The sequence below is a fragment of the Methylosinus sp. PW1 genome (assembly GCF_000745215.1).
Classification (GTDB): Bacteria; Pseudomonadota; Alphaproteobacteria; order Rhizobiales; family Beijerinckiaceae; genus Methylosinus.
This window is the reverse complement of the sequence record NZ_JQNK01000009.1, coordinates 1272645-1293622: the sequence shown is the minus strand read 5'-3', so window position 1 is coordinate 1293622 and position 20978 is coordinate 1272645. Positions and strand designations below refer to the sequence as shown.

33 protein-coding genes are annotated in these 20978 nt (G+C 64.5%); 30 read left to right on the top strand and 3 right to left on the bottom strand.

What is annotated here, in order from left to right; all coding sequences use genetic code 11:
• Positions 1-33 precede the first annotated feature (33 nt).
• The 27 genes from rpsL to K369_RS15700 all read left to right on the top strand — a co-directional run bounded on the left by rpsL (position 34) and on the right by K369_RS15700 (position 16403).
• Positions 34-405 carry a 30S ribosomal protein S12 gene (gene rpsL, locus K369_RS15830; protein ID WP_003610013.1) on the top strand — a complete coding sequence of 124 codons (372 nt, stop codon included), beginning with the start codon at positions 34-36 and terminating at the stop codon, positions 403-405.
• A gap of 12 nt (positions 406-417) precedes the next feature.
• Complete coding sequence (gene rpsG / locus K369_RS15825) at positions 418-888, top strand: 30S ribosomal protein S7 (RefSeq protein ID WP_018266642.1); 471 nt, start codon at positions 418-420, stop codon at positions 886-888.
• A 35-nt stretch (positions 889-923) separates the two neighbouring features.
• Positions 924-2999, top strand: coding sequence for an elongation factor G (fusA, locus tag K369_RS15820; protein ID WP_036292389.1), 2076 nt, complete (start codon positions 924-926; stop codon positions 2997-2999).
• Positions 3000-3041: 42 nt separating this feature from the next.
• Entirely contained in the window at positions 3042-4232 is a 1191-nt protein-coding gene (gene tuf, locus K369_RS15815) for an elongation factor Tu (RefSeq protein ID WP_018265311.1), read from the top strand.
• A gap of 111 nt (positions 4233-4343) precedes the next feature.
• Positions 4344-4652: a 30S ribosomal protein S10 gene (gene rpsJ / locus K369_RS15810; RefSeq protein WP_003613511.1), complete on the top strand. Its 309-nt coding sequence runs from the start codon at positions 4344-4346 to the stop codon at positions 4650-4652.
• Between the two features lie 59 nt (positions 4653-4711).
• On the top strand, positions 4712-5425 hold the full coding sequence (rplC, locus tag K369_RS15805) for a 50S ribosomal protein L3 (protein ID WP_036295463.1): 714 nt from the start codon (positions 4712-4714) through the stop codon (positions 5423-5425).
• A 6-nt stretch (positions 5426-5431) separates the two neighbouring features.
• Positions 5432-6052, top strand: a complete 621-nt coding sequence (gene rplD / locus K369_RS15800) for a 50S ribosomal protein L4 (RefSeq protein WP_026191477.1) — start codon at positions 5432-5434, stop codon at positions 6050-6052.
• The gene (locus K369_RS15795) at positions 6049-6345 is read left to right on the top strand and encodes a 50S ribosomal protein L23 (RefSeq protein WP_024881009.1); all 297 of its coding nucleotides are present in this window, start codon (positions 6049-6051) and stop codon (positions 6343-6345) included. Before rplD ends, K369_RS15795 begins: the two co-directional genes overlap by 4 nt.
• Before the next feature lie 22 nt (positions 6346-6367).
• Positions 6368-7207, top strand: coding sequence for a 50S ribosomal protein L2 (gene rplB / locus K369_RS15790; RefSeq protein WP_036292388.1), 840 nt, complete (start codon positions 6368-6370; stop codon positions 7205-7207).
• A gap of 3 nt (positions 7208-7210) precedes the next feature.
• On the top strand, positions 7211-7489 hold the full coding sequence (gene rpsS, locus K369_RS15785; protein WP_024881007.1) for a 30S ribosomal protein S19: 279 nt from the start codon (positions 7211-7213) through the stop codon (positions 7487-7489).
• A gap of 5 nt (positions 7490-7494) precedes the next feature.
• Positions 7495-7881, top strand: a complete 387-nt coding sequence (gene rplV, locus K369_RS15780) for a 50S ribosomal protein L22 (protein ID WP_018266635.1) — start codon at positions 7495-7497, stop codon at positions 7879-7881.
• A gap of 12 nt (positions 7882-7893) precedes the next feature.
• Positions 7894-8637 (top strand): 30S ribosomal protein S3, encoded by a 744-nt coding sequence (gene rpsC, locus K369_RS15775; RefSeq protein WP_036292387.1) that lies wholly within the window; start codon positions 7894-7896, stop codon positions 8635-8637.
• 18 nt (positions 8638-8655) lie between these two features.
• Positions 8656-9069: a 50S ribosomal protein L16 gene (gene rplP / locus K369_RS15770; RefSeq protein WP_018266633.1), complete on the top strand. Its 414-nt coding sequence runs from the start codon at positions 8656-8658 to the stop codon at positions 9067-9069.
• Between the two features lie 11 nt (positions 9070-9080).
• Entirely contained in the window at positions 9081-9296 is a 216-nt protein-coding gene (gene rpmC / locus K369_RS15765) for a 50S ribosomal protein L29 (protein WP_018266632.1), read from the top strand.
• A gap of 10 nt (positions 9297-9306) precedes the next feature.
• Positions 9307-9549, top strand: coding sequence for a 30S ribosomal protein S17 (gene rpsQ / locus K369_RS15760; protein WP_018266631.1), 243 nt, complete (start codon positions 9307-9309; stop codon positions 9547-9549).
• A 92-nt stretch (positions 9550-9641) separates the two neighbouring features.
• Positions 9642-10010 (top strand): 50S ribosomal protein L14, encoded by a 369-nt coding sequence (gene rplN, locus K369_RS15755; protein ID WP_018266630.1) that lies wholly within the window; start codon positions 9642-9644, stop codon positions 10008-10010.
• Positions 10010-10327 carry a 50S ribosomal protein L24 gene (rplX, locus tag K369_RS15750; protein ID WP_018266629.1) on the top strand — a complete coding sequence of 106 codons (318 nt, stop codon included), beginning with the start codon at positions 10010-10012 and terminating at the stop codon, positions 10325-10327. The genes rplN and rplX overlap by 1 nt, the downstream gene beginning before the upstream one ends.
• Positions 10320-11012, top strand: a complete 693-nt coding sequence (gene rplE / locus K369_RS15745; protein WP_036292386.1) for a 50S ribosomal protein L5 — start codon at positions 10320-10322, stop codon at positions 11010-11012. Before rplX ends, rplE begins: the two co-directional genes overlap by 8 nt.
• 39 nt (positions 11013-11051) lie before the next feature.
• Positions 11052-11357 (top strand): 30S ribosomal protein S14, encoded by a 306-nt coding sequence (gene rpsN / locus K369_RS15740; protein WP_018266627.1) that lies wholly within the window; start codon positions 11052-11054, stop codon positions 11355-11357.
• A gap of 12 nt (positions 11358-11369) precedes the next feature.
• On the top strand, positions 11370-11768 hold the full coding sequence (rpsH, locus tag K369_RS15735; RefSeq protein WP_018266626.1) for a 30S ribosomal protein S8: 399 nt from the start codon (positions 11370-11372) through the stop codon (positions 11766-11768).
• A gap of 35 nt (positions 11769-11803) precedes the next feature.
• Complete coding sequence (rplF, locus tag K369_RS15730) at positions 11804-12337, top strand: 50S ribosomal protein L6 (RefSeq protein WP_024881002.1); 534 nt, start codon at positions 11804-11806, stop codon at positions 12335-12337.
• Between the two features lie 11 nt (positions 12338-12348).
• Complete coding sequence (rplR, locus tag K369_RS15725) at positions 12349-12711, top strand: 50S ribosomal protein L18 (RefSeq protein WP_018266624.1); 363 nt, start codon at positions 12349-12351, stop codon at positions 12709-12711.
• A gap of 190 nt (positions 12712-12901) precedes the next feature.
• The gene (gene rpsE / locus K369_RS15720; RefSeq protein ID WP_018266623.1) at positions 12902-13474 is read left to right on the top strand and encodes a 30S ribosomal protein S5; all 573 of its coding nucleotides are present in this window, start codon (positions 12902-12904) and stop codon (positions 13472-13474) included.
• A 14-nt stretch (positions 13475-13488) separates the two neighbouring features.
• Positions 13489-13677 (top strand): 50S ribosomal protein L30, encoded by a 189-nt coding sequence (rpmD, locus tag K369_RS15715; RefSeq protein ID WP_018266622.1) that lies wholly within the window; start codon positions 13489-13491, stop codon positions 13675-13677.
• A 14-nt stretch (positions 13678-13691) separates the two neighbouring features.
• Positions 13692-14174 (top strand): 50S ribosomal protein L15, encoded by a 483-nt coding sequence (gene rplO, locus K369_RS15710; protein WP_036295460.1) that lies wholly within the window; start codon positions 13692-13694, stop codon positions 14172-14174.
• Positions 14175-14490: 316 nt separating this feature from the next.
• Positions 14491-15825 carry a preprotein translocase subunit SecY gene (gene secY / locus K369_RS15705; RefSeq protein ID WP_036292385.1) on the top strand — a complete coding sequence of 445 codons (1335 nt, stop codon included), beginning with the start codon at positions 14491-14493 and terminating at the stop codon, positions 15823-15825.
• Positions 15822-16403: an adenylate kinase gene (locus tag K369_RS15700; protein ID WP_036292384.1), complete on the top strand. Its 582-nt coding sequence runs from the start codon at positions 15822-15824 to the stop codon at positions 16401-16403. Before secY ends, K369_RS15700 begins: the two co-directional genes overlap by 4 nt.
• A gap of 64 nt (positions 16404-16467) precedes the next feature.
• Here K369_RS15700 and K369_RS15695 read toward each other — a convergent pair whose 3' ends face one another.
• Positions 16468-17772: a metallophosphoesterase gene (locus K369_RS15695; RefSeq protein ID WP_036295457.1), complete on the bottom strand. Its 1305-nt coding sequence runs from the start codon at positions 17770-17772 to the stop codon at positions 16468-16470.
• 118 nt (positions 17773-17890) lie between these two features.
• On the opposite strand from K369_RS15695, the gene K369_RS15690 reads away from it, so the two are divergent.
• Positions 17891-18181 carry a hypothetical protein gene (locus K369_RS15690; RefSeq protein ID WP_024880996.1) on the top strand — a complete coding sequence of 97 codons (291 nt, stop codon included), beginning with the start codon at positions 17891-17893 and terminating at the stop codon, positions 18179-18181.
• Positions 18182-18233: 52 nt separating this feature from the next.
• On the opposite strand, the gene K369_RS15685 is transcribed toward K369_RS15690, so the two are convergent.
• Entirely contained in the window at positions 18234-18935 is a 702-nt protein-coding gene (locus K369_RS15685; protein WP_036292383.1) for a phosphatase PAP2 family protein, read from the bottom strand.
• 114 nt (positions 18936-19049) lie between these two features.
• Here K369_RS15685 and K369_RS27225 point away from each other — a divergent pair, with 114 nt between their 5' ends.
• On the top strand, positions 19050-19403 hold the full coding sequence (locus K369_RS27225; RefSeq protein ID WP_198033137.1) for a hypothetical protein: 354 nt from the start codon (positions 19050-19052) through the stop codon (positions 19401-19403).
• Positions 19404-19440: 37 nt separating this feature from the next.
• Here the strand turns inward: K369_RS27225 and K369_RS15675 are convergent, their stop codons facing one another.
• Positions 19441-20409, bottom strand: a complete 969-nt coding sequence (locus K369_RS15675) for a beta-ribofuranosylaminobenzene 5'-phosphate synthase family protein (RefSeq protein ID WP_036292380.1) — start codon at positions 20407-20409, stop codon at positions 19441-19443.
• 178 nt (positions 20410-20587) lie between these two features.
• Here K369_RS15675 and K369_RS15670 point away from each other — a divergent pair, with 178 nt between their 5' ends.
• Positions 20588-20962: a 4a-hydroxytetrahydrobiopterin dehydratase gene (locus tag K369_RS15670; RefSeq protein WP_036292379.1), complete on the top strand. Its 375-nt coding sequence runs from the start codon at positions 20588-20590 to the stop codon at positions 20960-20962.
• The last annotated feature ends 16 nt before the right edge of the window (positions 20963-20978 follow it).

Genomic DNA, 20978 nt, shown 5'->3' with positions numbered 1-20978 from the left:
ATCGTGCGTCTGATCTGGAGCGAAGGAACTGGAATGCCGACGATCAGCCAGTTGATCCGCAAGCCGCGGCAACCGAAGACCTACCGCGAGAAGTCCCGCCATCTCGGGGCCTGCCCCCAGAAGCGCGGCGTCTGCACGCGCGTCTACACGACGACGCCGAAGAAGCCGAACTCGGCTCTCCGCAAGGTCGCCAAGGTGCGCCTGACCAATGGCTTCGAGGTCATCGGCTACATTCCGGGCGAGGGTCATAACCTCCAGGAGCACTCGGTGGTCATGATCCGCGGCGGCCGCGTGAAGGACCTTCCCGGCGTGCGCTATCACATTCTGCGCGGCGTGCTCGACACGCAGGGCGTCAAGGACCGTAAGCAACGCCGTTCGAAATACGGCGCGAAGCGTCCGAAGTAAGGAGCGAGAGACATGTCGCGTCGCCATCGCGCCGAGAAGCGGGAAATCATCGAGGACGCCAAGTTCGGCGATTCCGTCGTCACCAAGTTCATGAACTCGATCATGTACGACGGCAAGAAGTCGGTCGCCGAGGCGATCGTCTACGGAGCCTTCGACATCATCGAGGCCAAGGCCAAGAGCGATCCTCTGCAGGTGTTCAAGTCGGCGCTCGAGAATGTCGCGCCGGCGATCGAGGTTCGCTCGCGGCGCGTCGGCGGCGCCACCTATCAGGTGCCGGTCGAGGTCCGCAACGAGCGTCGTCAGGCGCTGGCGATCCGCTGGATCATCACGGCGGCGCGCGCCCGCAACGACAAGACGATGGTCGATCGTCTTTCGGCGGAGCTGCTCGACGCCTCCAACAACCGCGGCAATGCGGTGAAGAAGCGCGAGGACACGCACCGCATGGCGGAAGCGAACCGCGCCTTCTCGCACTATCGCTGGTAACCCTTTTCGTCGCCCTCTGATCGAGGACATCTCAAATGCCCCGTAGCCATCCCATCGAAGACTATCGCAACTTCGGCATCATGGCCCACATCGACGCGGGCAAGACGACGACGACCGAGCGTATTCTGTACTACTCCGGCAAGAGCCATAAGATCGGCGAGGTGCATGAAGGCGCCGCGACGATGGATTGGATGGAGCAGGAGCAGGAGCGCGGCATCACGATCACCTCCGCCGCGACGACGACCTTCTGGAACGGCAAGCGCCTGAACATCATCGACACGCCCGGCCACGTCGACTTCACCATCGAGGTGGAGCGCTCGCTGCGCGTGCTCGACGGCGCCGTCTGCGTTCTCGACGGCAATCAAGGCGTCGAGCCGCAGACCGAGACCGTGTGGCGTCAGGCCGACAAATATGCGGTTCCGCGCGTCGTCTTCGTCAATAAGATGGACAAGATCGGCGCCGATTTCTATCGCTGCGTCGACGATATCGTCACCAAGGTCGGCGGCAAGCCGGTCTGCCTGCAGCTGCCGATCGGCTCCGAGAATCTGTTCAAGGGCATTGTCGATCTGGTCCGCATGAAGGCGGTGGTCTGGGACGACGAGGGTCTCGGCGCGAAATATCACGACGAAGAGATCCCGGCCGATCTGCTGGACAAGGCGAAAGAGTATCGCACCACGCTGATCGAGGCGGCGGTCGAGCTCGACGACGACGCCATGGCCGCCTATCTCGACGGCCAGGAGCCGAGCGAGGAGACGCTGAAGAAGCTCGTCCGCAAGGCTGTTCGTCAGACCGCCTTCCATCCGGTGTTCTGCGGCTCGGCCTTCAAGAACAAGGGCGTGCAGCCGCTGCTCGACGCGGTCGTCGACTATTTGCCGTCGCCGGTCGATCGCGAGGCGATCAAGGGCGTGGACATGAACACCGGCGACGAGCTGGTGCGCAATCCGTCCGACAGCGAGCCTTTCTCCATGCTCGCCTTCAAGATCATGGACGACCCCTTCGTCGGCACCATCACCTTCTGCCGCGTCTATTCCGGCAAAATCGACTCGGGCACCACCGTGCTCAACTCGACCAAGGACAAGAAAGAGCGCGTCGGCCGCATGCTGCTGATGCACGCCAATAACCGCGAGGACATCAAGGAAGCCTATGCGGGCGACATCGTCGCTCTCGCCGGCCTCAAGGAGACCCGCACCGGTGACACGCTCTGCGACACTCTGAAGCCTGCGATTCTGGAGCGCATGGAGTTCCCGGAGCCGGTCATCGAGATCGCCATCGAGCCGAAGTCCAAGGCCGATCAGGAGAAGCTCGGCATCGCGCTCCAGAAGCTCGCCGCCGAGGACCCGTCCTTCCGCGTCTCGACCGATCAGGAGAGCGGCCAGACCATTCTGAAGGGAATGGGCGAGCTGCATCTCGACATCAAGGTCGATATTCTGAAGCGCACCTATAAGGTCGACGCCAATATCGGCGCGCCGCAGGTCGCCTATCGCGAGCGGCTGACGAAGCGCGTCGAGATCGACTACACGCATAAGAAGCAGACCGGCGGCACCGGCCAGTTCGCCCGCGTCATCATTATTTTCGAGCCGAACGAGCCCGGCGCCGGCAATGTCTTCGAGTCGAAGATCGTCGGCGGCTCGGTGCCGAAGGAATATATCCCCGGCGTCGAGAAGGGCATCAACAGCGTGATGGGGTCCGGCATTCTCGCGGGCTTCCCCGTCGTCGACGTCAAGGCGACGCTGATCGACGGCGGCTTTCACGACGTCGACTCGTCGGTGCTCGCCTTCGAGATCGCTTCGCGCGCCGCCTTCCGCGACGCGCTGCAGAAGGGCGGCTCGGTGCTGCTCGAGCCGATCATGAAGGTCGAGGTGGTGACGCCCGAGGAATATACGGGCTCGGTCATCGGCGACATCAACTCGCGGCGCGGGCAGATCCAGGGTCAGGACATGCGCGGCAATGCGGTCGTCGTCGATGCGATGGTGCCGCTCGCCAACATGTTCGGCTATGTCAATCAGCTGCGTTCCTTCACCCAGGGACGCGCGAACTACACGATGCAATTCGACCACTACGACCAGGTCCCCGAGGCGGAGTCGAAGAAGGTTCAGGCGAAATACGCCTGATCGTCTCAACGTCGCGGAATCAGTCTCTAAAGGAGTGTGGCCATGGCCAAGGAAAAATTCTCACGCACGAAGCCGCATTGCAACATCGGCACGATCGGTCACGTGGACCATGGCAAGACGTCGCTGACGGCGGCGATCACCAAGGTCCTGGCCGAGACGGGCGGCGCGACCTTCACGGCCTATGACCAGATCGACAAGGCCCCGGAAGAGCGCGCGCGCGGCATCACCATCTCGACGGCCCATGTCGAGTATGAGACCGCCAATCGCCACTACGCCCACGTCGACTGCCCCGGCCACGCCGATTATGTGAAGAACATGATCACCGGCGCCGCGCAGATGGACGGCGCGATCCTCGTCGTCTCCGCCGCCGACGGCCCGATGCCGCAGACCCGCGAGCACATTCTGCTCGCCCGCCAGGTCGGCGTGCCGGCGCTGGTCGTGTTCCTGAACAAGGTCGACATGGTCGACGATCCGGAGCTGCTCGAGCTCGTCGAGCTCGAGGTTCGCGAGCTGCTGTCGAAATACGAGTTCCCCGGCGACGATATTCCGATCACCAAGGGCTCGGCCCTGGCTGCGCTCGAGAATAAGACGCCCGAGATCGGCCATGACGCGATCCTGAAGCTGATGCAGACGGTCGACGAATATATCCCGCAGCCGGAGCGCCCGAAGGATCAGCCCTTCCTGATGCCGGTCGAGGACGTGTTCTCGATCTCGGGCCGCGGCACGGTGGTGACGGGCCGCGTGGAGCGCGGCATCGTCAAGGTCGGCGAGGAAGTCGAGATCGTCGGCATTCGCCCGACGGTGAAGACGACCGTGACCGGCGTGGAAATGTTCCGCAAGCTGCTCGATCAGGGCGAGGCGGGCGACAATATCGGCGCGCTGCTGCGCGGCACCAAGCGCGAGGACGTGGAGCGCGGCCAGGTGCTGTCGAAGCCGGGTTCGGTGAAGCCGCACACCAAGTTCAAGGCGGAAGCCTATATTCTGACGAAGGAAGAGGGCGGCCGTCATACGCCGTTCTTCACCAACTATCGTCCGCAGTTCTACTTCCGCACGACGGACGTGACCGGCATCGTGACGCTCCCCGAGGGCGTGGAGATGGTGATGCCGGGCGATAATGTGGCGATGGAGGTGAACCTCATCGTTCCGATCGCCATGGAGGAGAAGCTGCGCTTCGCCATCCGCGAAGGCGGCCGCACCGTCGGCGCCGGCGTCGTCGCTTCGATCATCGAATAAGGAATTTGGACCGCGGGGCGTCGCGCCTCGCATTCGTAGAAACGGCCTGCGAGCCTTCACGGCTCGCGGCCCAGAGCGCGCCGCGGCTCGCGGTCCAAGAGGAAGACGCTGATGAACGGACAGAATATCCGGATTCGCCTCAAGGCGTTCGATCACCGGATTCTCGATACGTCGACGAAGGAGATCGTCTCCACCGCCAAGCGCACGGGCGCTCAGGTGCGTGGTCCGATCCCGCTGCCGACCAAGATCGAGAAGTTCACGGTGAACCGCTCGCCGCACATCGACAAGAAATCGCGTGAGCAGTTCGAGATCAGGACTCACAAGCGCGTGCTCGATATCGTCGATCCGACCCCGCAAACGGTGGACGCGCTGATGAAGCTCGATCTCGCCGCCGGCGTCGACGTCGAAATCAAGCTCTAATAAAAATGAACCGGGCGCCTCTCGCGACGAGAGCGATGCGCCTTTCGAAGGAAGAGATCATGCGGTCTGGCGTCATCGCGCAAAAGGTCGGAATGACCCGCGTCTTCACCGAAGCGGGCGAGCATGTGCCGGTCACGGTGCTGAAGCTCGACGGCTGCCAAGTCGTCGCCCATCGGACCAAGGAGCAGAACGGCTACACCGCCGTGCAGCTCGGTATCGGCCACGCCAAGGTGAAGAACGTCTCCAAGGCCGAGCGCGGCCGTTTCGCCGTCGCCAAGGTCGAGCCGAAGCTGAAGCTCGCCGAGTTTCGCGTCGAGGAGACGGAGCTGCTTCCCGTCGGCGCCGAGATCACGGCCGATCATTTCGTCGTCGGCCAGTTCGTCGACGTGACCGGCACGACGATCGGCAAGGGCTTCGCCGGCGCGATGAAGCGCTGGAACTTCGGCGGTCTGCGCGCCACTCACGGCGTGTCGATCTCGCATCGCTCGCATGGTTCGACCGGCGGCCGTCAGGACCCGGGCAAGACCTTCAAGAACAAGAAAATGGCCGGCCATATGGGCGTCGACCGCGTGACCACGCAGAATCTGCGGGTCGTGCAGACTGATGTCGAGCGCGGCCTGCTGCTGGTCGAGGGCTCCGTGCCTGGACATGCCGGCGGCTGGATTTTTGTGCGCGACGCGGTGAAGCGGTCGCTGCCGGCCGAAGCGCCGCAGCCCGGCAAATACCGTCTGGCGGAAGCTCCCGCCGCGCAAGAAGACAAGAAGGAGGACTGAGCCGTGGTGCAGATCAGCGTCACGTCGTACGACGGCCAGGATGCCGGCTCGATCGAGCTGGCGGACGAGATTTTCGGGCTCGAACCGCGCCAGGATCTCATCTTCCGCATGATCCGCTGGCAGCTCGCCAAGCGGCGCGCCGGCACGCATGCGGTGAAGAACCGCGCCGACGTCGCCCGCACGGGCAAAAAGCTGCATAAGCAGAAAGGCACGGGCGGCGCTCGTCACGGATCGCGGCGCGCGCCGCAGTTCATCGGCGGCGGTCGCGCCTTCGGTCCGGTGGTGCGCAGTCACGAGCACGACCTGCCCAAGAAGGTGCGCGTTCTCGCTCTGAAGCACGCGCTCTCGGCCAAGGCCAAGGACGGCGCCATCATCGTCTGGGAGAGCGCTTCGCTCACCGAGCCGAAGACCAAGCTGCTCAAGGCCGGTTTCGACAAGACCGGGCTTTCCAGCGCGCTCATCATCGACGGCGCGGAGCCGCAGGCCAATTTCGCGCTGGCTGCGCGCAATCTGCCGCGGATCGACGTGCTGCCGGTCCAGGGCGTCAATGTCTATGACATTCTGCGCCGGGAGAAGCTGGTGCTGACCCGCGCGGCGATCGATGCGCTGGAGGCGCGCCTGAAATGAGCAAGGATGTGCGCCATTACGACGTGATCGTCTCCCCGGTCATCACCGAGAAGGCGACGATCGCTTCCGAGCAGAACAAAGTGGTCTTCAATGTCGCCAAGACCGCCACCAAGCCGCAGATCAAGGCGGCTGTGGAGGGGCTTTTCGACGTGAAGGTCGAGGCCGTCAACACGCTGCTGCGCAAGGGCAAGCTGCGCGCCTTCAAGGGCGTGCGCGGCCGCCAGTCGGATGTGAAGAAGGCGGTCGTCACACTGGCCGAAGGCCATAAGATCGACGTGACGACGGGACTCTAAAGGCAGGCTCGAGGACAAAACCATGGCGCTGAAGACATTCAAGCCGGTCACGCCGAGCCTTCGTCAGCTCGTCATCGTCGACCGCAGCGATCTCTACAAGGGCAAGCCCGTCAAAACCCTCACCGAGGGCAAGACCTCCAAGGGCGGCCGCAACAATAATGGGCGCGTGACCGTGCGCTTCCGCGGCGGCGGCCATAAGCAGGCCTATCGCCTCGTCGACTTCAAGCGCCGCAAGCTCGATGTCGTCGGCAAGGTGGAACGGATCGAATATGATCCGAACCGCACCGCCTTCATTGCGCTCATCCGTTATGCGGATGACGAGCTGTCCTACATTCTCGCGCCGCAGCGTCTTTCGGTCGGCGACGAGGTGATCTCGGGCGCTCAGGTCGATGTGAAGCCCGGCAACGCCATGCCGATCGGCAATATTCCGGTCGGCACGATCGTCCACAATGTGGAGATCAAGATCGGCAAGGGCGGCGCGATCGCGCGCTCGGCGGGCAATTATGCGCAGATCGTCGGCCGCGATCAGGGTTATGTGATCATTCGCCTGAACTCGGGCGAGCAGCGCCTCGTTCATGGTCAGTGCTTCGCGACCATCGGCGCGGTGTCGAACCCGGATCACATGAACATCTCGCTCGGCAAGGCGGGTCGTTCGCGCTGGCTCGGCCGTCGCCCGCATAACCGCGGCGTCACCATGAACCCGGTCGACCATCCGCACGGCGGCGGCGAAGGCCGCACCTCGGGCGGCCGTCATCCGGTCACGCCCTGGGGCAAGCCGACCAAGGGCAAGAAGACCCGCACGAACAAGAAGACCGACAAATTCATCGTGTCCTCGCGGCACGCCAAGAAGAAGAAGGGCTGATCCATGGCTCGCTCTATCTGGAAAGGCCCGTTCGTCGACGGCTATCTGCTGAAGAAGGCGGAGACCGCGCGCGGCTCGGGACGCAGCGATATCATCAAGATTTGGAGCCGCCGCTCCACCATTCTGCCGCAGTTCGTGGGTCTCACCTTCGGCGTGCACAATGGCCACAAGCATGTGCCGGTGTCTGTCAGCGAAGACATGATCGGGCACAAGTTCGGCGAATTCTCTCCGACGCGGACCTTCCATGGTCATGCGGCGGACAAGAAGTCGAAGAGGGGCTGACGAACATGTCCAAGCCGAGCAATCCGCGCGCGCTGGCCGACAATGAGGCGAAAGCCGTCGCCAACACGCTGCGCGTCTCCCCGCAGAAGCTCAATCTTCTCGCCCAGCTCATCCGCGGCAAGAAGGTGGATCGCGCTCTCGCCGATCTCGAGTTCTCGCGCAAGCGCATCGCTCACGAGGTGAAGAAGACCCTCGAGAGCGCGATCGCCAACGCCGAGAACAATCACGGTCTCGACGTGGACGATCTGATCGTCGCGCAGGCCTTTGTCGGCAAGTCGCTGGTGATGCGGCGCTTCGCGGCGCGCGCCCGCGGCCGCTCGAGCCGCATCGAGAAGCCCTTCGCGAATCTGACGATCATCGTCCGCGAAGTCGAAACGCCGGCGAAAGCCTAAAGGGAGCCAACGATGGGTCAGAAGGTCAATCCGATCGGGCTGCGCCTCGGCGTCAACCGCACCTGGGACTCGCGCTGGTTCGCGAGCAAGGGCGAATACGCCAAGCTTCTGCACGAGGATCTCGCCATCCGCGCAGCGGTGGCCAAGAATCTCAAGCAGGCGGCGGTGTCACGCATCATCATCGAGCGTCCGCACAAGAAGTGCCGTGTGACGATCCACTCGGCGCGCCCGGGCGTCGTCATCGGCAAGAAGGGCGCGGATATCGACAAGATCCGCAAGCTGGTCGGCAAGCTCACCGGCAGCGAAGTGGTGATCAACATCGTCGAGGTGCGCAAGCCTGAGGTCGAGGCCACTCTGGTCGCCGATTCGATCGCTCAGCAGCTCGAGCGCCGCGTCGCCTTCCGCCGCGCCATGAAGCGCGCCGTGCAGTCGGCGATCCGGCTCGGGGCGCAAGGCATTCGCATCAATTGCTCGGGCCGTCTCGGCGGCGCGGAGATCGCGCGTCTGGAATGGTATCGCGAGGGTCGCGTGCCGCTGCATACGCTGCGCGCCGATGTCGACTATGGCGTCGCCACCGCGCATACCGCTTATGGCACTTGCGGCATCAAGGTCTGGATCTTCAAAGGCGAGATCCTCGAGCATGATCCGATGGCGCAGGACAAGCGTCTGGCCGAGCAGGCCGCCGGCGGCGGTGAGCGCGAACATCATGGCGAGCGTCGCCGTCGCGAGCCGCGCGAGCCGCGCGACGCGGCCTAATTTCGAGAGTTCGACATCATGTTGCAACCCAAACGCACCAGGTTCCGCAAGGCCTTCAAAGGCCGCATTCACGGAAACGCCAAGGGCGGCTTTTCCCTGAATTTCGGGCAGTTCGGCCTCAAGGCTCTCGAGCCGGAGCGCATCACTGCGCGCCAGATCGAGGCGGCCCGCCGCGCCATGACGCGCCATATGAAGCGCGCTGGTCGCGTGTGGATCCGCATCTTCCCCGACGTGCCGGTTTCCAAGAAGCCGACCGAAGTGCGCATGGGTAAGGGCAAGGGCGCGCCGGAGCTCTGGGCCGTGCGCGTGGCGCCGGGCCGCATCATGTTCGAGGTCGACGGCGTGTCCGGCGAGCTCGCTCGCGAGGCTCTGACGCTCGCCGCCGCGAAGCTGCCGATCAAGACGCGCTTCATCGAACGCATCGCCGAGTGAGGATTGCGACCATGAGCACGAACAAGCAACGCGTCTCCGACCTCCGCGCCCTCTCCTTCGACCAGCTGGACGAGGAAGTGCTGAAGCTGAAGAAAGAGCAGTTCAATCTGCGCTTCCAGCGGGCGACCGGCCAGCTCGAGAACACGGCGCGCGTGCGCGTCGTTCGTCGCGACATCGCCCGGGCCAAATCCATCGCCGCGCAGAAGCGCGCTGAACAACAGAGTTGAGAGAGCGCCAATGCCGAAGCGAATTCTCCAGGGCGTCGTCGTCAGCGACAAGCAGAACAAGACCGTGGTGGTGAAGGTGGAGCGCCGCTTCACCCATCCGCTGTTCAAGAAGACCGTTCGTCGCACGAAAAATTATCATGCGCATGACGAAGCGCAGACCTTCAAGGTCGGCGACGAGGTCACGATCGAGGAGACGGCTCCGATCTCGCGGCTGAAGCGCTGGCGAGTGGTGGAAGCCGCCGACAAGGCCTGATGAGGCCTTCAAAAAGACGAGACGAGTGAGATGGTTTTCTCGGACGAAGTCGGGGGACCGAAACCAGACCGAGACGAAAGGCGGGATAAGCCATGATACAGATGCAGACAAATCTCGATGTCGCCGATAATTCTGGCGCCCGCCGCGTCATGTGCATCAAGGTGCTGGGCGGCTCCAAGCGCAAATACGCCGGCGTCGGCGACATTATCGTCGTCTCGATCAAAGAGGCGATTCCGCGCGGTCGCGTGAAGAAGGGCGACGTGCTCAAGGCGGTCGTGGTGCGCACGGCCAAGGACATCAAGCGCGCCGACGGCTCGGTGATCCGCTTCGATTCCAATGCGGCGGTTCTGATCAACAATCAGAAGGAGCCGATCGGCACGCGCATCTTCGGACCCGTGCCGCGCGAGCTGCGCGCCAAGAACCATATGAAGATCATTTCGCTCGCGCCGGAGGTGCTGTAATGGCCGCGAAAATCAAGAAAGGCGACAAGGTCGTCGTTCTCGCCGGTCGCGACAAGGGCCGCACGGGTCAGGTGATTCAGGTGCTGCCGACGGAAGGTCGCGCTGTGGTGGAGGGCGTTAATCTCGTCAAGCGCCACCAGCGCCAGACGCGCCAGCAGGAGGCGGGGATCGTCACCAAGGCGGCGGCGCTCGACCTGTCCAACATCGCGATCGCCGATCCCAAGGACGGCAAGCCGACGCGCGTCGGTTTCAAGACTCTCGATGACGGCCGCAAGGTCCGCATCGCCAAGCGTTCGGGAGAACAGATCGATGGCTGAGGAAAAGAAGCCGAAAGCCGCCAAGGCTCCGAAGGCGGAAGGCGAGGCCAAGAAGGCCGGCAAGGCGAAATCCGCGCCTTCTTCTTCGCATGATGATGGCGAGCGCCGTTCGGCCGGCCCGAAATCGCTTCCCGAGGGCGCGTATGAGGTGCGGCTGAAGAAGCACTATGACGAAGTCGTTCGCGCCAAGCTCATGGAAGAGTTCGGCTATAAGAACGCGTTCGAGGTGCCGGCGATCGAGAAGATCGTGCTGAACATGGGCGTCGGCGAGGCAGTCAACGACAGCAAGAAGGTGACGGCCGCGGCCGGCGACCTCGCGCTGATCGCGGGCCAGAAGCCGGTGGTGACGCGCGCCCGCAAGGCGATCTCGACCTTCAAGGTTCGCGAGAACATGCCGATCGGCGCCAAGGTCACGCTGCGCAAGACGCGCATGTATGAGTTTCTGGACCGCCTGATCACGATCGCGCTGCCGCGCGTTCGCGATTTCCGCGGTCTCAATCCCAAGTCCTTCGACGGACGCGGCTCCTACGCCCTCGGCATCAAGGAGCATATCGTGTTTCCCGAGATCGACTATGACAAGGCCGAGTCGATCCTCGGCATGGACGTCATCGTCGTGACGACGGCGAAGACGGACGACGAGGCGCGCGCGCTCCTGCGCGCGTTCAATTTCCCGTTCCGGCAGTGAGACGATAAGTCTCAAACGCGGAAACCGAAGGCATAGAAAATGGCCAAGAAGAGTTCGATCGAGAACAACAAGCGCAGGGCGAAGCTCGCCAAGGCCTATGCGGGCCGCCGCGAGCGGCTGAAGGCGAAGGCGAATGACGAGGCGCTGACCGCCGAGGAGCGGTTCGAGGCGCGTCTCAAGCTCGCCGAGCTGCCGCGCAATTCCGCGGCGATTCGCATTCGCAATCGCTGCGAGGTTTCGGGACGTCCGCGCGCTTTCTATCGCAAGCTGAAGCTGTCGCGCGTGGCGCTGCGTGAGCTCGGCTCGCGCGGCCTCATTCCCGGTCTCGTGAAGTCCAGCTGGTAAGGGAGAGAGCGAATGTCGATCAGCGATCCGTTGGGCGATCTGCTCACCCGTATCCGCAATGCGCAGATGCGCCGCAAGGACAAGGTCCAGACGCCGGGCTCCCGCCTGCGCGGCCATGTTCTCGACGTGCTGAAGGAAGAAGGCTACATCCGCGGCTACACGACCACGGATTTCGGCAATGGCCGCACCGAGTTCGAGATCGAGCTGAAATATTTCGACGGCGAGCCGGTCATCAAGACGATCGAGCGCGTCTCGCGTCCAGGCCGCCGGGTCTATGCGGGCGTCGACAAGACGCCGCGCGTGGCCAATGGCCTCGGCATCACCATCGTGTCGACGCCCAAGGGCGTCATGGCCGATCACAAGGCCCGCGAGAACAATGTCGGCGGCGAGGTGCTTGCCAAGGTCTTCTGACCGAAGCTCGCAGGAATTGGGATAGGACTTCAACCATGTCTCGTATCGGCAAGAAGCCCGTCATCGTGCCGGCCGGCGTGACCGCGAAGGTCGACGGTCAGCTCGTTCAGGTGAAGGGCGCGAAGGGCGAGCTGCAGTTCCGGGTTCCCGACGATGTCGCGGTGACTCAGGACGGCAATTCGATCAAGGTCGACCCGCGCTCCAACAGCAAGCGCGCCCGCGCGCTGTGGGGCACGTCGCGCGCCCAGGTGAACAATCTCGTGGTCGGCGTCACCGCCGGCTTCGAGAAGAAGCTCGAGATCAACGGCGTCGGTTATCGCGCCGCGGTCGCCGGCAAGAATCTGCAGCTCGCGCTCGGCTATTCGCATGACGTGAACTATCCGATCCCGGCCGGCATTGCGATCGTGACGCCCAAGCCCACGGAGATCACCATCTCCGGCGTGGACAAGCGCCAGGTCGGTCAGGTCGCCGCGGAGATTCGTGCGTTGCGCGGCCCGGAGCCCTATAAGGGCAAGGGCGTGAAATACGCCGGCGAATTCATCTTCCGCAAGGAAGGCAAGAAGAAGTAAGGACGCGAGCCATGGCAAAGGACGTAAATGCAGCCGCCCGGCGCAAGGCCCGGGTCCGTCGGAGCATTCGCGCGCGCGCCTATGGCCGCCCGCGTCTGTCGGTGTTCCGCTCCTCGGAGCAGATCTATGCGCAGATCATCGACGACGAGAAGGGCGTGACCATCGTCTCCGCCTCGACGCTCGAAAAGGCCAATCGCGAGACGCTGAAGACGGGCGCCAACAAGGAAGCGGCGCATCTCGTCGGCAAGCAGATCGCCGAGCGCGCGGCGGCCAAGGGCATCACGGAAGTGGTGTTCGATCGCGGCGCTTATATCTATCACGGCCGCGTGCAGGCGCTGGCCGAGGGCGCTCGCGAGGGCGGCCTGCAGTTCTGACGCGTCTTCTCCCGCCGGCGGGAGGAGATTTCGCGCATTGGCGCGGCGAATGAGGGCCGGCGCGGCGTAGCGAGGCGATGGTCGAAAGGCTCTCGCCGACCTTGCGTCGTGCGGCCCCTCTCCTGTATGCGGGAGAGGATCCAATCCCCAAGCGAGCGGCACTATTGCCGCGTAAGTGACGGAAGAGAAAATGGCTCGTGAACCAGAAGGCGGCCGCGGCCGCGACCGGGATCGGGACGACCGCGACAATGAGTTCGTGGATCGCCTTGTCCACATCAATCGCGTCGCCAAAGTGGTGAAGGGCGGCCGGCGTTTCGGCTTCGCCGCGCTCGTCGTCGTCGGCGACCAGAAGGGCCGCGTCGGCTATGGCCACGGCAAGGCGCGCGAAGTGCCGGAAGCGATTCGCAAGGCGACGGAAGCCGCCAAGCGCGCGCTCATCCGCGTGCCCCTTCGCGAAGGCCGTACGCTGCATCATGACGTCAATGGCCGCCATGGCGCGGGCCGCGTCGTGCTGCGCGCCGCGCCTCCCGGCACCGGCATCATCGCCGGCGGCCCGATGCGCGCCGTTTTCGAGACGCTGGGCGTTCACGACGTCGTGGCCAAGAGCCAGGGCTCCTCGAACCCCTACAACATGATTCGCGCGACGTTCGACGCGCTCGAGCGCGAGGATTCGCCGCGTTCGGTCGCCGCTCGTCGTTCTCTCAAGGTCTCCGCGCTGCAGGCGCGCCGTCAGGGCGCCGAAGCCGAAGCCGTCGACGCTTGAGGGGAGGGCTTGCGATGAGCGATAAGAAAATCACCGTCGAGCAGACCGGCAGCGCCATCGGCCGTCCCGAGCGTCAGCACAGAACGCTGACCGGCCTCGGCCTCACGCGCATCGGCAAGCGTCGCACGCTCGAGGACACGCCCGCTGTGCGCGGGATGATCGCGAAAGTCGCGCATCTCGTCAAAATCGTCGACGAGAAGTGAGGGGCGGGACAATGGTGAAGCTCAACGATCTCTCCGACAATCCCGGCTCCAGCAAGAATCGCATGCGCGTGGGCCGCGGCATCGGCTCCGGCAAGGGCAAGACCGCAGGGCGCGGCGTCAAGGGCCAGAAGGCCCGCACCGGCGTCGCGGTGAAAGGCTTCGAGGGCGGCCAGATGCCGCTGCATCGTCGCCTGCCCAAGCGCGGGTTCTTCAATCCCTTCTCGACCGACTATAATGAGGTCAATCTGGGCCGCATTCAGCAGGCGGTGGAGGCAGGCAAGCTCGACGTCGCCGCTCCGGTGACGATCGACGCGTTGATCGCCGCCGGCGTGGTCTCCAAGCCGCGCGACGGCGTGAAGATCCTCGGCAATGGCAAGCTCGAGGCGAAGCTCGCCTTCGAGGTCGCCGCCGCGTCGAAATCGGCGGTCGCCGCGATCGAGGCCGCTGGCGGCACGATCAAGCTGCTGGTCGCGACGGAAGAGCCCGCTTCGGCCTGAAGCCTCCGCCCGGTCCGCGACGCGTAGGCCGGGCGTCAGCTCGAGGCGGCGCATTTTTCGCCGCCTCGAGGTTAATCGTATCGACCAAAAAACTGGCGATCCGCCCATCCGTCGTGATACGGAGTCGCCTGTGCGAGCCGGCGAGAAGAGGCTAGACTTTTTTTTCGCCGACATCGTGCGATAGACATGCGCCGGGTCCGGCCCCTCGAATGGGCCGGGCCGAAAACAGAGCGCGGCGTCGCGGCGGGCAGCGCTGCGTCGCTTCGACGCTCGTCTAAAAGAAAACCGCGCGGCGCGCGACGAGGGAGCCTCGCCCATGGCATCGGCAGCCGAACAGCTTGCGGCCAACGTCAATTTTTCCGCTTTCGGCAAAGCGGATGAGCTCAAGAAACGCATCTGGTTCACGCTCGGCGCGCTGATCGTCTATCGTCTCGGCACTTATGTGCCGCTGCCGGGCATCGACCCGGACGCCTTCGCCAAGAGCTTTTTCGGCCAGTCGAAGGGCGTGCTCGAGCTGTTCAACATGTTCGCTGGCGGCGCGGTTCAGCGCAGCGCGATCTTCGCCTTGAACATCATGCCCTATATCTCCGCCTCCATCATCATTCAGCTGCTGACGACGGTGATTCCGTCGCTCGAGCAGGTGAAGAAGGAAGGCGAGCAGGGCCGCAAGGTCCTCAACCAATATACGCGCTATCTCACCGTCATTCTGGCGACCTTCCAGGCCTATGGAATGGCCATCGGCCTCGAGGGCCAGCAAGGCGTCGTGACCGAGCCTGGGCTGTTCTTCCGTCTGACGACGGTCGTCACTCTGGTCGGCGGCACGATGTTTCTGATGTGGCTCGGCGAGCAGATCACGTCGCGCGGCATCGGCAATGGCTCTTCGCTGATTATTTTCGCGGGAATTGTCGCGGCCTTTCCGGCGGCGATCCTCAGCACTCTCGAGCTCGGGAAGCAGGGCGCGATCTCGACGGGCGTCATCCTCGGCGTGATCGCCATGTCCTTCTTCGTCATCGCCTTCATCGTCTATATGGAGCGAGCGCAGAGGCGATTGCTCATCACCTATCCCAAACGGCAGCACGGCAATCGTGTCTATGAGGGCCAGACGTCCTTCTTGCCGCTGAAGCTCAACACCTCGGGCGTCATTCCGCCGATCTTCGCCTCGTCGCTGCTGCTGCTGCCGACCACGATCGCGAATTTCTATCAGACGCAGGGCACGGATAATATTTTTGCGACCATCTCGGCCTATTTCGGGCATGGACGGCCGCTCTATATGCTGTCCTATGTCGGGCTGATCGTCTTCTTCGCCTTCTTCTACACGGCGATCGTTTTCAATCCGACGGAGACAGCCGATAATCTGAAGAAGCATGGCGGCTTCATCCCTGGCATTCGGCCCGGCGAGCGCACGGCGAAATTCATCGACGATGTGCTGATGCGCATCACCGTGCTCGGCGCCGCCTATCTCGCGGTGATCTGCCTGCTGCCGGAAATGCTGATCTCCTACGCCAATCTGCCGTTTTATTTCGGCGGCACCTCGCTGCTCATCGTGGTCAGCGTGACGATGGATACGGTGGCGCAGGTCCACGGTCATCTCCAGGCTCATCAATATGAGGGCCTGATCCGCAAGACGAAACTTCGCGGGCGACGCAAATGAGGCTGGTGCTGCTCGGACCGCCGGGCGCGGGCAAAGGCACGCAATCGGCTCGGCTCGTCGCCAAGTATTCGATCCCTCAGCTCTCGACCGGTGACATGTTGCGCGCCGCCGTCGAGGCGAAGACGCCGATCGGCCTCGAGGCCAAGGAGATCATGGATCGGGGCGCGCTGGTGCCCGACGCTGTCGTCGTCGGCATCATCGGCCAGCGCATCAAGGAGAAGGACGCCGCCAACGGCTTCATTCTCGATGGTTTCCCGCGCACCGTGGCGCAGGCTCAGGCTCTCGATCAGCTGCTGGACCACGAAGGTTTGAAGCTCGATGCGGTCATAGAGCTGAGCGTCGACGAGAATGCGCTGCTCGCGCGCATGCAGAACCGCGTCGATGAAACGCGCGCGCGCGGCGGCGAGGTGCGGGCGGACGACAATCCAGAAGCGTTCAAGACGCGGCTGGACGCTTATCGCACGCAAACCGCGCCAGTGTCGGATTACTATTCCGGCAAGGGCGAGCTGAAACAGGTGGACGGCATGGAGCCGGTCGATGCGGTCAGCGCGGCGATCGAGCAGGCGTTGAAGCACTGAACCCAAGGCGCTCGCTCTTTGTCTTCGCGCCTGCCGCGAGGACAAAGGGGAGCGAAGGTCATCTTCACTCGCAATCGAGCTGGCGTCCGCGCATATGGCAGCGCAGACGCGGCTTCGCTTCGGCGTCGTAATCGGTGACGAGCCATTCGCCGTCGCCGCGTTCGAATGTCGCGAAGCCGAAGGTGGTGGCGACGCCGCGGCCTCGTTCGACGGTCGCCTCGCCGATCGTCGCTCCGTCGAAATTCGCCGGAATATGCGGGTCCATTGTGGTTCCGCCGACGCCGATCACGAATTGCGCCGGCCGATCGTCGCGAAAGCTCAGCGCTTCGAAGGCGTGGAGATGGCCAGACAGGATCGCCTGCACCGCCGTCGGAATGCCGTTATGCGCCGCCGCGGCGAGCGTCTCATTGATCCCGAGCGTCTCGCCGATCCGCGATCGAAACAGCGAAAATATCGGCTTGTGGAACGCGTACCAAACCGGGCCGGGCGCGTCCTTCGCGATGGCGAGCTGGCTGCGCAGAAAAGGCAGCTGCGCGCCGACGACCGTGCGCTCCTCCGCCTCGGTGGTGTCGAGAATGAAGAGCGTCGGATCGGCGATATCGACGCGGTAGGCCTGCTCGCGATCGACGCATAGTGGCGTCTCGCCCAGCGGTAGCGGCGAGAGCGCGCGAGTCCAGCCCTGGCCGGCGCGCCTGCAAATTTCGTGATTGCCGCGCACGAGCGCCCAGGGGGCGGCACGTAGCAGGGCGTCGCCGGGCGCGAAAAAATCGGCCTTCCATGTCTCCCAATTGTCGCCATGAGGCGAGCCGGCGCAGCCGCTCATTCCCGGCAGGCAGGGCGTCTCGCGATAATGGTAATCGCCGACATGGATGACCAGATCCGGGGCCAATCTCGCGGCGGTCTCGGCGATCTTGCGGAAGGGCCAAGCGTCGCTCGAATTGCAGTCTTGCAGGAAGATGCCATTGAGCCGGCAGCCCGTATCGCCGAGGACGAGCACCTTATCGACGCGCGCGGGCGGCGCCGGCAGCGGCGCGCCAGCGATCGTGAGACTTCGCGTTCCCTTTGGAATCGTCGCGGCGCAAACGGTGATGGCGAAATGCTCTCCCGGCCGCGCACGCGGCGTCATCGGGACGGCGCGGCCGTCGAGCTCGGCGGCTGGGCAGGCGTCGCTCTGCGTTATGGCGCGGGCCTGCCAGCCATCGGCGGTGGCCTGCAGCCAGCGATAGGAGTCCTCGGCGCGCGCCGGCCCGGAGACGAAAAGCAGCGCGCCGAGCGCGAGCGAGCCCAAAGCGCGTGCGGGGAGAAATTCTCCACTGTCATCCGGATCGAAAGCGTGGGATTTATAGGGCGTTGCTTGGGTAGAGGTCATCTTTTCGCCGGTTTCGGAAAGTTGTCTCGGGCTCGGCTGCGGCGAATCCGCGTCGCATCGACGGAATTGCCGCTGGCCGGGCGCCTCGCATGGGCTCACAGGGTGGGAAGGATACTCGATGAAAAAGATTTTCGTGACGGCGGCGGCGCTGGCCATGGCCGCGTCGCTCGCAGGCTGCAACACGCCCGGCGAGCGCGCCGCGGGCGGCGCCCTCATCGGCGGCGCGGGCGGAGCAGCGATTGGCGCCGCGGCCTCCGGCGGCCGCGCGGGCGGCACGCTCGCAGGGGCGGCGATCGGTGCGGCGACCGGCGCCGTCGTCGGCGCGGCGACCGCCCCGCCGCAGCAATGCGCCCGTTGGGGCTGGGATTATTACGGCAATCGCGTCTGCGTCGCCTATTATAATTATTGAGACTGCCAAGGACGCGAAGCGCAGAGCTTCGCGTCCACGATTTTTTTGACCGTTAGTTTGCGCGGGCGAGACCCAGCGCATTGCGCAGCTCTTTCCGAGCGGCCTCTATGTCCTTGCGATAGGCGGGATCGAGCTCCATGATCGCATGCACCGCATAGGCGACGAGCCGCGCCGCAGCGACGTCGCTGGGGAAATGCACGCCGCAGACGAGCCGATTGTGGCCGTAGTCATCCGCCCGCGCGAGGATCTCGTCGCGACGCTCGGGCGCGATGTCGATCAGCGCCAAGCCCATGAGATAGCCGACGGTCGTATGGCCGCTCGGATAGGAATCATCCTTCGCTTTGGTCTTGCAGACGGGATGCAGCGTCTTGTCGACATTATAGGGCCGGATGCGATGAAAGGCTTCCTTGGCGGCGCCGGTGTTGGCGGATTCGTCGGCCTTCAGCCGCGCGCCGAGAGCTTCGACCGCCGGCAGATTCTCCTTGGTGAATTTCTCGCCGAAGACCGTGTGATAGAGGAAGATGGTCTGATTCTCGTCGTCCGCCTTGGCGCGCGCGGCCTGTTCCGGCGTGCGCGCATCCTCGATACGATGCAACTCGGCGAGCTCGGCGTCGCTTTTCGGCGAATGCGGCGCGGGCGGGGTCGCGAGGATTTCGAGCGGATGGCTCTGCTCGGGCGTCACAAAGCCCTCGCGCGCGGCTGCGGGCGCGCAGAGCAGAGCGAGAACCGAAAGGATCGCGGCGGTCTTCTTCATACGAGCTGGTCCCGGCGGCCGTCATTTTCGATCGCGCGCAGTCCCCGGGCCGCCCGGCCGCGCGCTCGGCGTACCGCTTTCTACCCGAAATTTCTCGTCCGTGCGATGACGGCTTTGCCTAGAAGCGCATTCATCGGCTCATCCTCCGCGGCTCTCTCTCGCTGGCGGGCTAGGCCGATCTCGCGGTCTCACGGACACGCGGCGCGACTGTTTTCTGCGCCGGACGAAACGCGGGACGCGCCCATCACGAAAGTCCCTCATGCGCGCCGCACGGGCGTCACCACGCTCTGGCGCGCCAAGCAGTTCGAATATTGCTTCATCCGCTCGGTCACCGGCCGCCATGCGGATTTTTTCGAGGTGATGGGCAATGCGCTCGTCTATGCCGCGCAGGCGATGAAGCTCGATCTTCCGCCCGCGACGCGCGAGCGGCTCATGAAGGCGCGCCGGATGTGGTCGCGCCGGATATGAAAGGGCTGCTGGAGCTGGTTCTCGGCCGTTCGTGAGGTCAGGCGATCTTCGCATAGACCGCGTCTATGCGCGCGCCCCGATCCGAGCCCGCGACGACGGCGAGCGTCAATCCGCTCGCCTCCGCCGCGCCGCGCGCCAGAGCCTCGAGGCGGCGCGCCTCCGCTTCATCGGGCGCGAAGGCGAAGCCGGTCGGCCCCCAGGAGGTCTGGCCGAGGCCGGTCGCGCCGGCCTGCGCCAGCCGTGCGAGCAGAGCTTCGACCGCCGCGCTGGTGAAGCGCCGCCCGCCCTGCGCCGGCGCGAAATAATCCCCGACGATCGCCTGAATGGCCGTGATCGCCGCGCCGAAGCCCGCGAAATCCGCCTCGGCCGCCGCCGGCAGCGCCTGCATCAGCACCAGCCGGCACAATTTCCCCGCATCCTCCTCCGAGAAGGGTGGCAGCTCGGCGAAGGCTTTGCGCTCCTCGGCGCCATGCAGGCCGATCGAGGCCGGGTCCGAGACGAGGAGAATGCGCCAATCTTCCGGAAAGGCGAGACGCGAGATCACCGGCGGGGTCATCGTATCGGCGCCGCGGCCGCCGTCGACCACGAGCCCCCCACGCGTGAAGAGTCCCGCCCCGAGCCCGGAGCGCGCGCCGCGTTGCAGCACAGCGGCGTCCGCCGCCACATTCTGCGGCATATCTTCGATGCGCCGCAGCGCGGCGGCTATGGCCAGCGCCAGCTGCGTGCCCGAGCCGAGGCCCGAATGCGGCGGGATCGCCTCGCCAATGTCGAGCCGATAGCGCTTGCCCGGCGCGAGCGCGGCGGTCGCCTTTTCGAGCAGAGCGAGCGCGCGTTCGGCGTCCGGACCGGAAGCCTCCATCTTTTCAGCCGGCTGCAGCGTCAACCGCGTCGCCGGCGCGTCTATGGAGAGGCCGAGCCCGCCGAATGTGCGGCCGAGCGCGCCATTCATGTCCAGGAAGCCGAGATGCAATCTCGCCGCGGCGACGACGCTCACGCTGATCGGCATGGAGCCTCATTTTCGGACTTTATGCGGAATATCCGCTATATCTCGCTTCCCGGCGCGGTTTCACGCCGTTGTCGACGGGGCTCGCGCGTATTCGACTAGGCCGAGTAAGGCGCCGCGCGTGCGAAGGCAAGAGCTTGTGCAGTGAACAAGAGCTCGTCACGAGCGAGAGGGGGACCCCATGGCCGCCGAGGAGCGCGCATATTCGCCAGATGAGATAAACGCTCGCCTCGCCGCCGAGCTGCCGCATTGGCGGCTCGAGAACGGCTGGATTCGCCGCAAGTTCAAGACCCACGGCTGGAAGGGCACGCTGATGGTCGTCAACACGGTCGGCCATCTGGCCGAGGCCGCTTGGCACCATCCCGACATAGCCGCCTCCTACGCATGGGTCGAGGTGAAGCTGATGACCCATACGGCCAAGGGCGTGACCGACAAGGATTTCGAGCTGGCGCGCAAGATCGAGGAGGTCGTGTCCTGGCGTCCCGGCAAGGAGGGCGGCGCGCTCGAGGGCGCGCCCGAGACCGACCAGCGCTTCGCCTATATCAAATACGACTGACAGGCTCATTCCCGGA

Excerpts from the sequence above, each read along its gene's own strand:
- rpsL (WP_003610013.1), top strand. The coding sequence starts at position 34 with ATGCCGACGATCAGCCAGTTGATCCGCAAGCCGCGGCAACCGAAGACC.
- rpsG (WP_018266642.1), top strand. The coding sequence starts at position 418 with ATGTCGCGTCGCCATCGCGCCGAGAAGCGGGAAATCATCGAGGACGCC.
- fusA (WP_036292389.1), top strand. The coding sequence starts at position 924 with ATGCCCCGTAGCCATCCCATCGAAGACTATCGCAACTTCGGCATCATG.
- tuf (WP_018265311.1), top strand. The coding sequence starts at position 3,042 with ATGGCCAAGGAAAAATTCTCACGCACGAAGCCGCATTGCAACATCGGC.
- rpsJ (WP_003613511.1), top strand. The coding sequence starts at position 4,344 with ATGAACGGACAGAATATCCGGATTCGCCTCAAGGCGTTCGATCACCGG.
- rplC (WP_036295463.1), top strand. The coding sequence starts at position 4,712 with ATGCGGTCTGGCGTCATCGCGCAAAAGGTCGGAATGACCCGCGTCTTC.
- K369_RS15795 (WP_024881009.1), top strand. The coding sequence starts at position 6,049 with ATGAGCAAGGATGTGCGCCATTACGACGTGATCGTCTCCCCGGTCATC.
- rplB (WP_036292388.1), top strand. The coding sequence starts at position 6,368 with ATGGCGCTGAAGACATTCAAGCCGGTCACGCCGAGCCTTCGTCAGCTC.
- rpsS (WP_024881007.1), top strand. The coding sequence starts at position 7,211 with ATGGCTCGCTCTATCTGGAAAGGCCCGTTCGTCGACGGCTATCTGCTG.
- rplV (WP_018266635.1), top strand. The coding sequence starts at position 7,495 with ATGTCCAAGCCGAGCAATCCGCGCGCGCTGGCCGACAATGAGGCGAAA.
- rpsC (WP_036292387.1), top strand. The coding sequence starts at position 7,894 with ATGGGTCAGAAGGTCAATCCGATCGGGCTGCGCCTCGGCGTCAACCGC.
- rplP (WP_018266633.1), top strand. The coding sequence starts at position 8,656 with ATGTTGCAACCCAAACGCACCAGGTTCCGCAAGGCCTTCAAAGGCCGC.
- rpmC (WP_018266632.1), top strand. The coding sequence starts at position 9,081 with ATGAGCACGAACAAGCAACGCGTCTCCGACCTCCGCGCCCTCTCCTTC.
- rpsQ (WP_018266631.1), top strand. The coding sequence starts at position 9,307 with ATGCCGAAGCGAATTCTCCAGGGCGTCGTCGTCAGCGACAAGCAGAAC.
- rplN (WP_018266630.1), top strand. The coding sequence starts at position 9,642 with ATGATACAGATGCAGACAAATCTCGATGTCGCCGATAATTCTGGCGCC.
- rplX (WP_018266629.1), top strand. The coding sequence starts at position 10,010 with ATGGCCGCGAAAATCAAGAAAGGCGACAAGGTCGTCGTTCTCGCCGGT.
- rplE (WP_036292386.1), top strand. The coding sequence starts at position 10,320 with ATGGCTGAGGAAAAGAAGCCGAAAGCCGCCAAGGCTCCGAAGGCGGAA.
- rpsN (WP_018266627.1), top strand. The coding sequence starts at position 11,052 with ATGGCCAAGAAGAGTTCGATCGAGAACAACAAGCGCAGGGCGAAGCTC.
- rpsH (WP_018266626.1), top strand. The coding sequence starts at position 11,370 with ATGTCGATCAGCGATCCGTTGGGCGATCTGCTCACCCGTATCCGCAAT.
- rplF (WP_024881002.1), top strand. The coding sequence starts at position 11,804 with ATGTCTCGTATCGGCAAGAAGCCCGTCATCGTGCCGGCCGGCGTGACC.
- rplR (WP_018266624.1), top strand. The coding sequence starts at position 12,349 with ATGGCAAAGGACGTAAATGCAGCCGCCCGGCGCAAGGCCCGGGTCCGT.
- rpsE (WP_018266623.1), top strand. The coding sequence starts at position 12,902 with ATGGCTCGTGAACCAGAAGGCGGCCGCGGCCGCGACCGGGATCGGGAC.
- rpmD (WP_018266622.1), top strand. The coding sequence starts at position 13,489 with ATGAGCGATAAGAAAATCACCGTCGAGCAGACCGGCAGCGCCATCGGC.
- secY (WP_036292385.1), top strand. The coding sequence starts at position 14,491 with ATGGCATCGGCAGCCGAACAGCTTGCGGCCAACGTCAATTTTTCCGCT.
- K369_RS15700 (WP_036292384.1), top strand. The coding sequence starts at position 15,822 with ATGAGGCTGGTGCTGCTCGGACCGCCGGGCGCGGGCAAAGGCACGCAA.
- K369_RS15695 (WP_036295457.1), bottom strand. The coding sequence starts at position 17,772 with ATGACCTCTACCCAAGCAACGCCCTATAAATCCCACGCTTTCGATCCG.
- K369_RS15690 (WP_024880996.1), top strand. The coding sequence starts at position 17,891 with ATGAAAAAGATTTTCGTGACGGCGGCGGCGCTGGCCATGGCCGCGTCG.
- K369_RS15685 (WP_036292383.1), bottom strand. The coding sequence starts at position 18,935 with ATGAAGAAGACCGCCGCGATCCTTTCGGTTCTCGCTCTGCTCTGCGCG.
- K369_RS15675 (WP_036292380.1), bottom strand. The coding sequence starts at position 20,409 with ATGCCGATCAGCGTGAGCGTCGTCGCCGCGGCGAGATTGCATCTCGGC.
- K369_RS15670 (WP_036292379.1), top strand. The coding sequence starts at position 20,588 with ATGGCCGCCGAGGAGCGCGCATATTCGCCAGATGAGATAAACGCTCGC.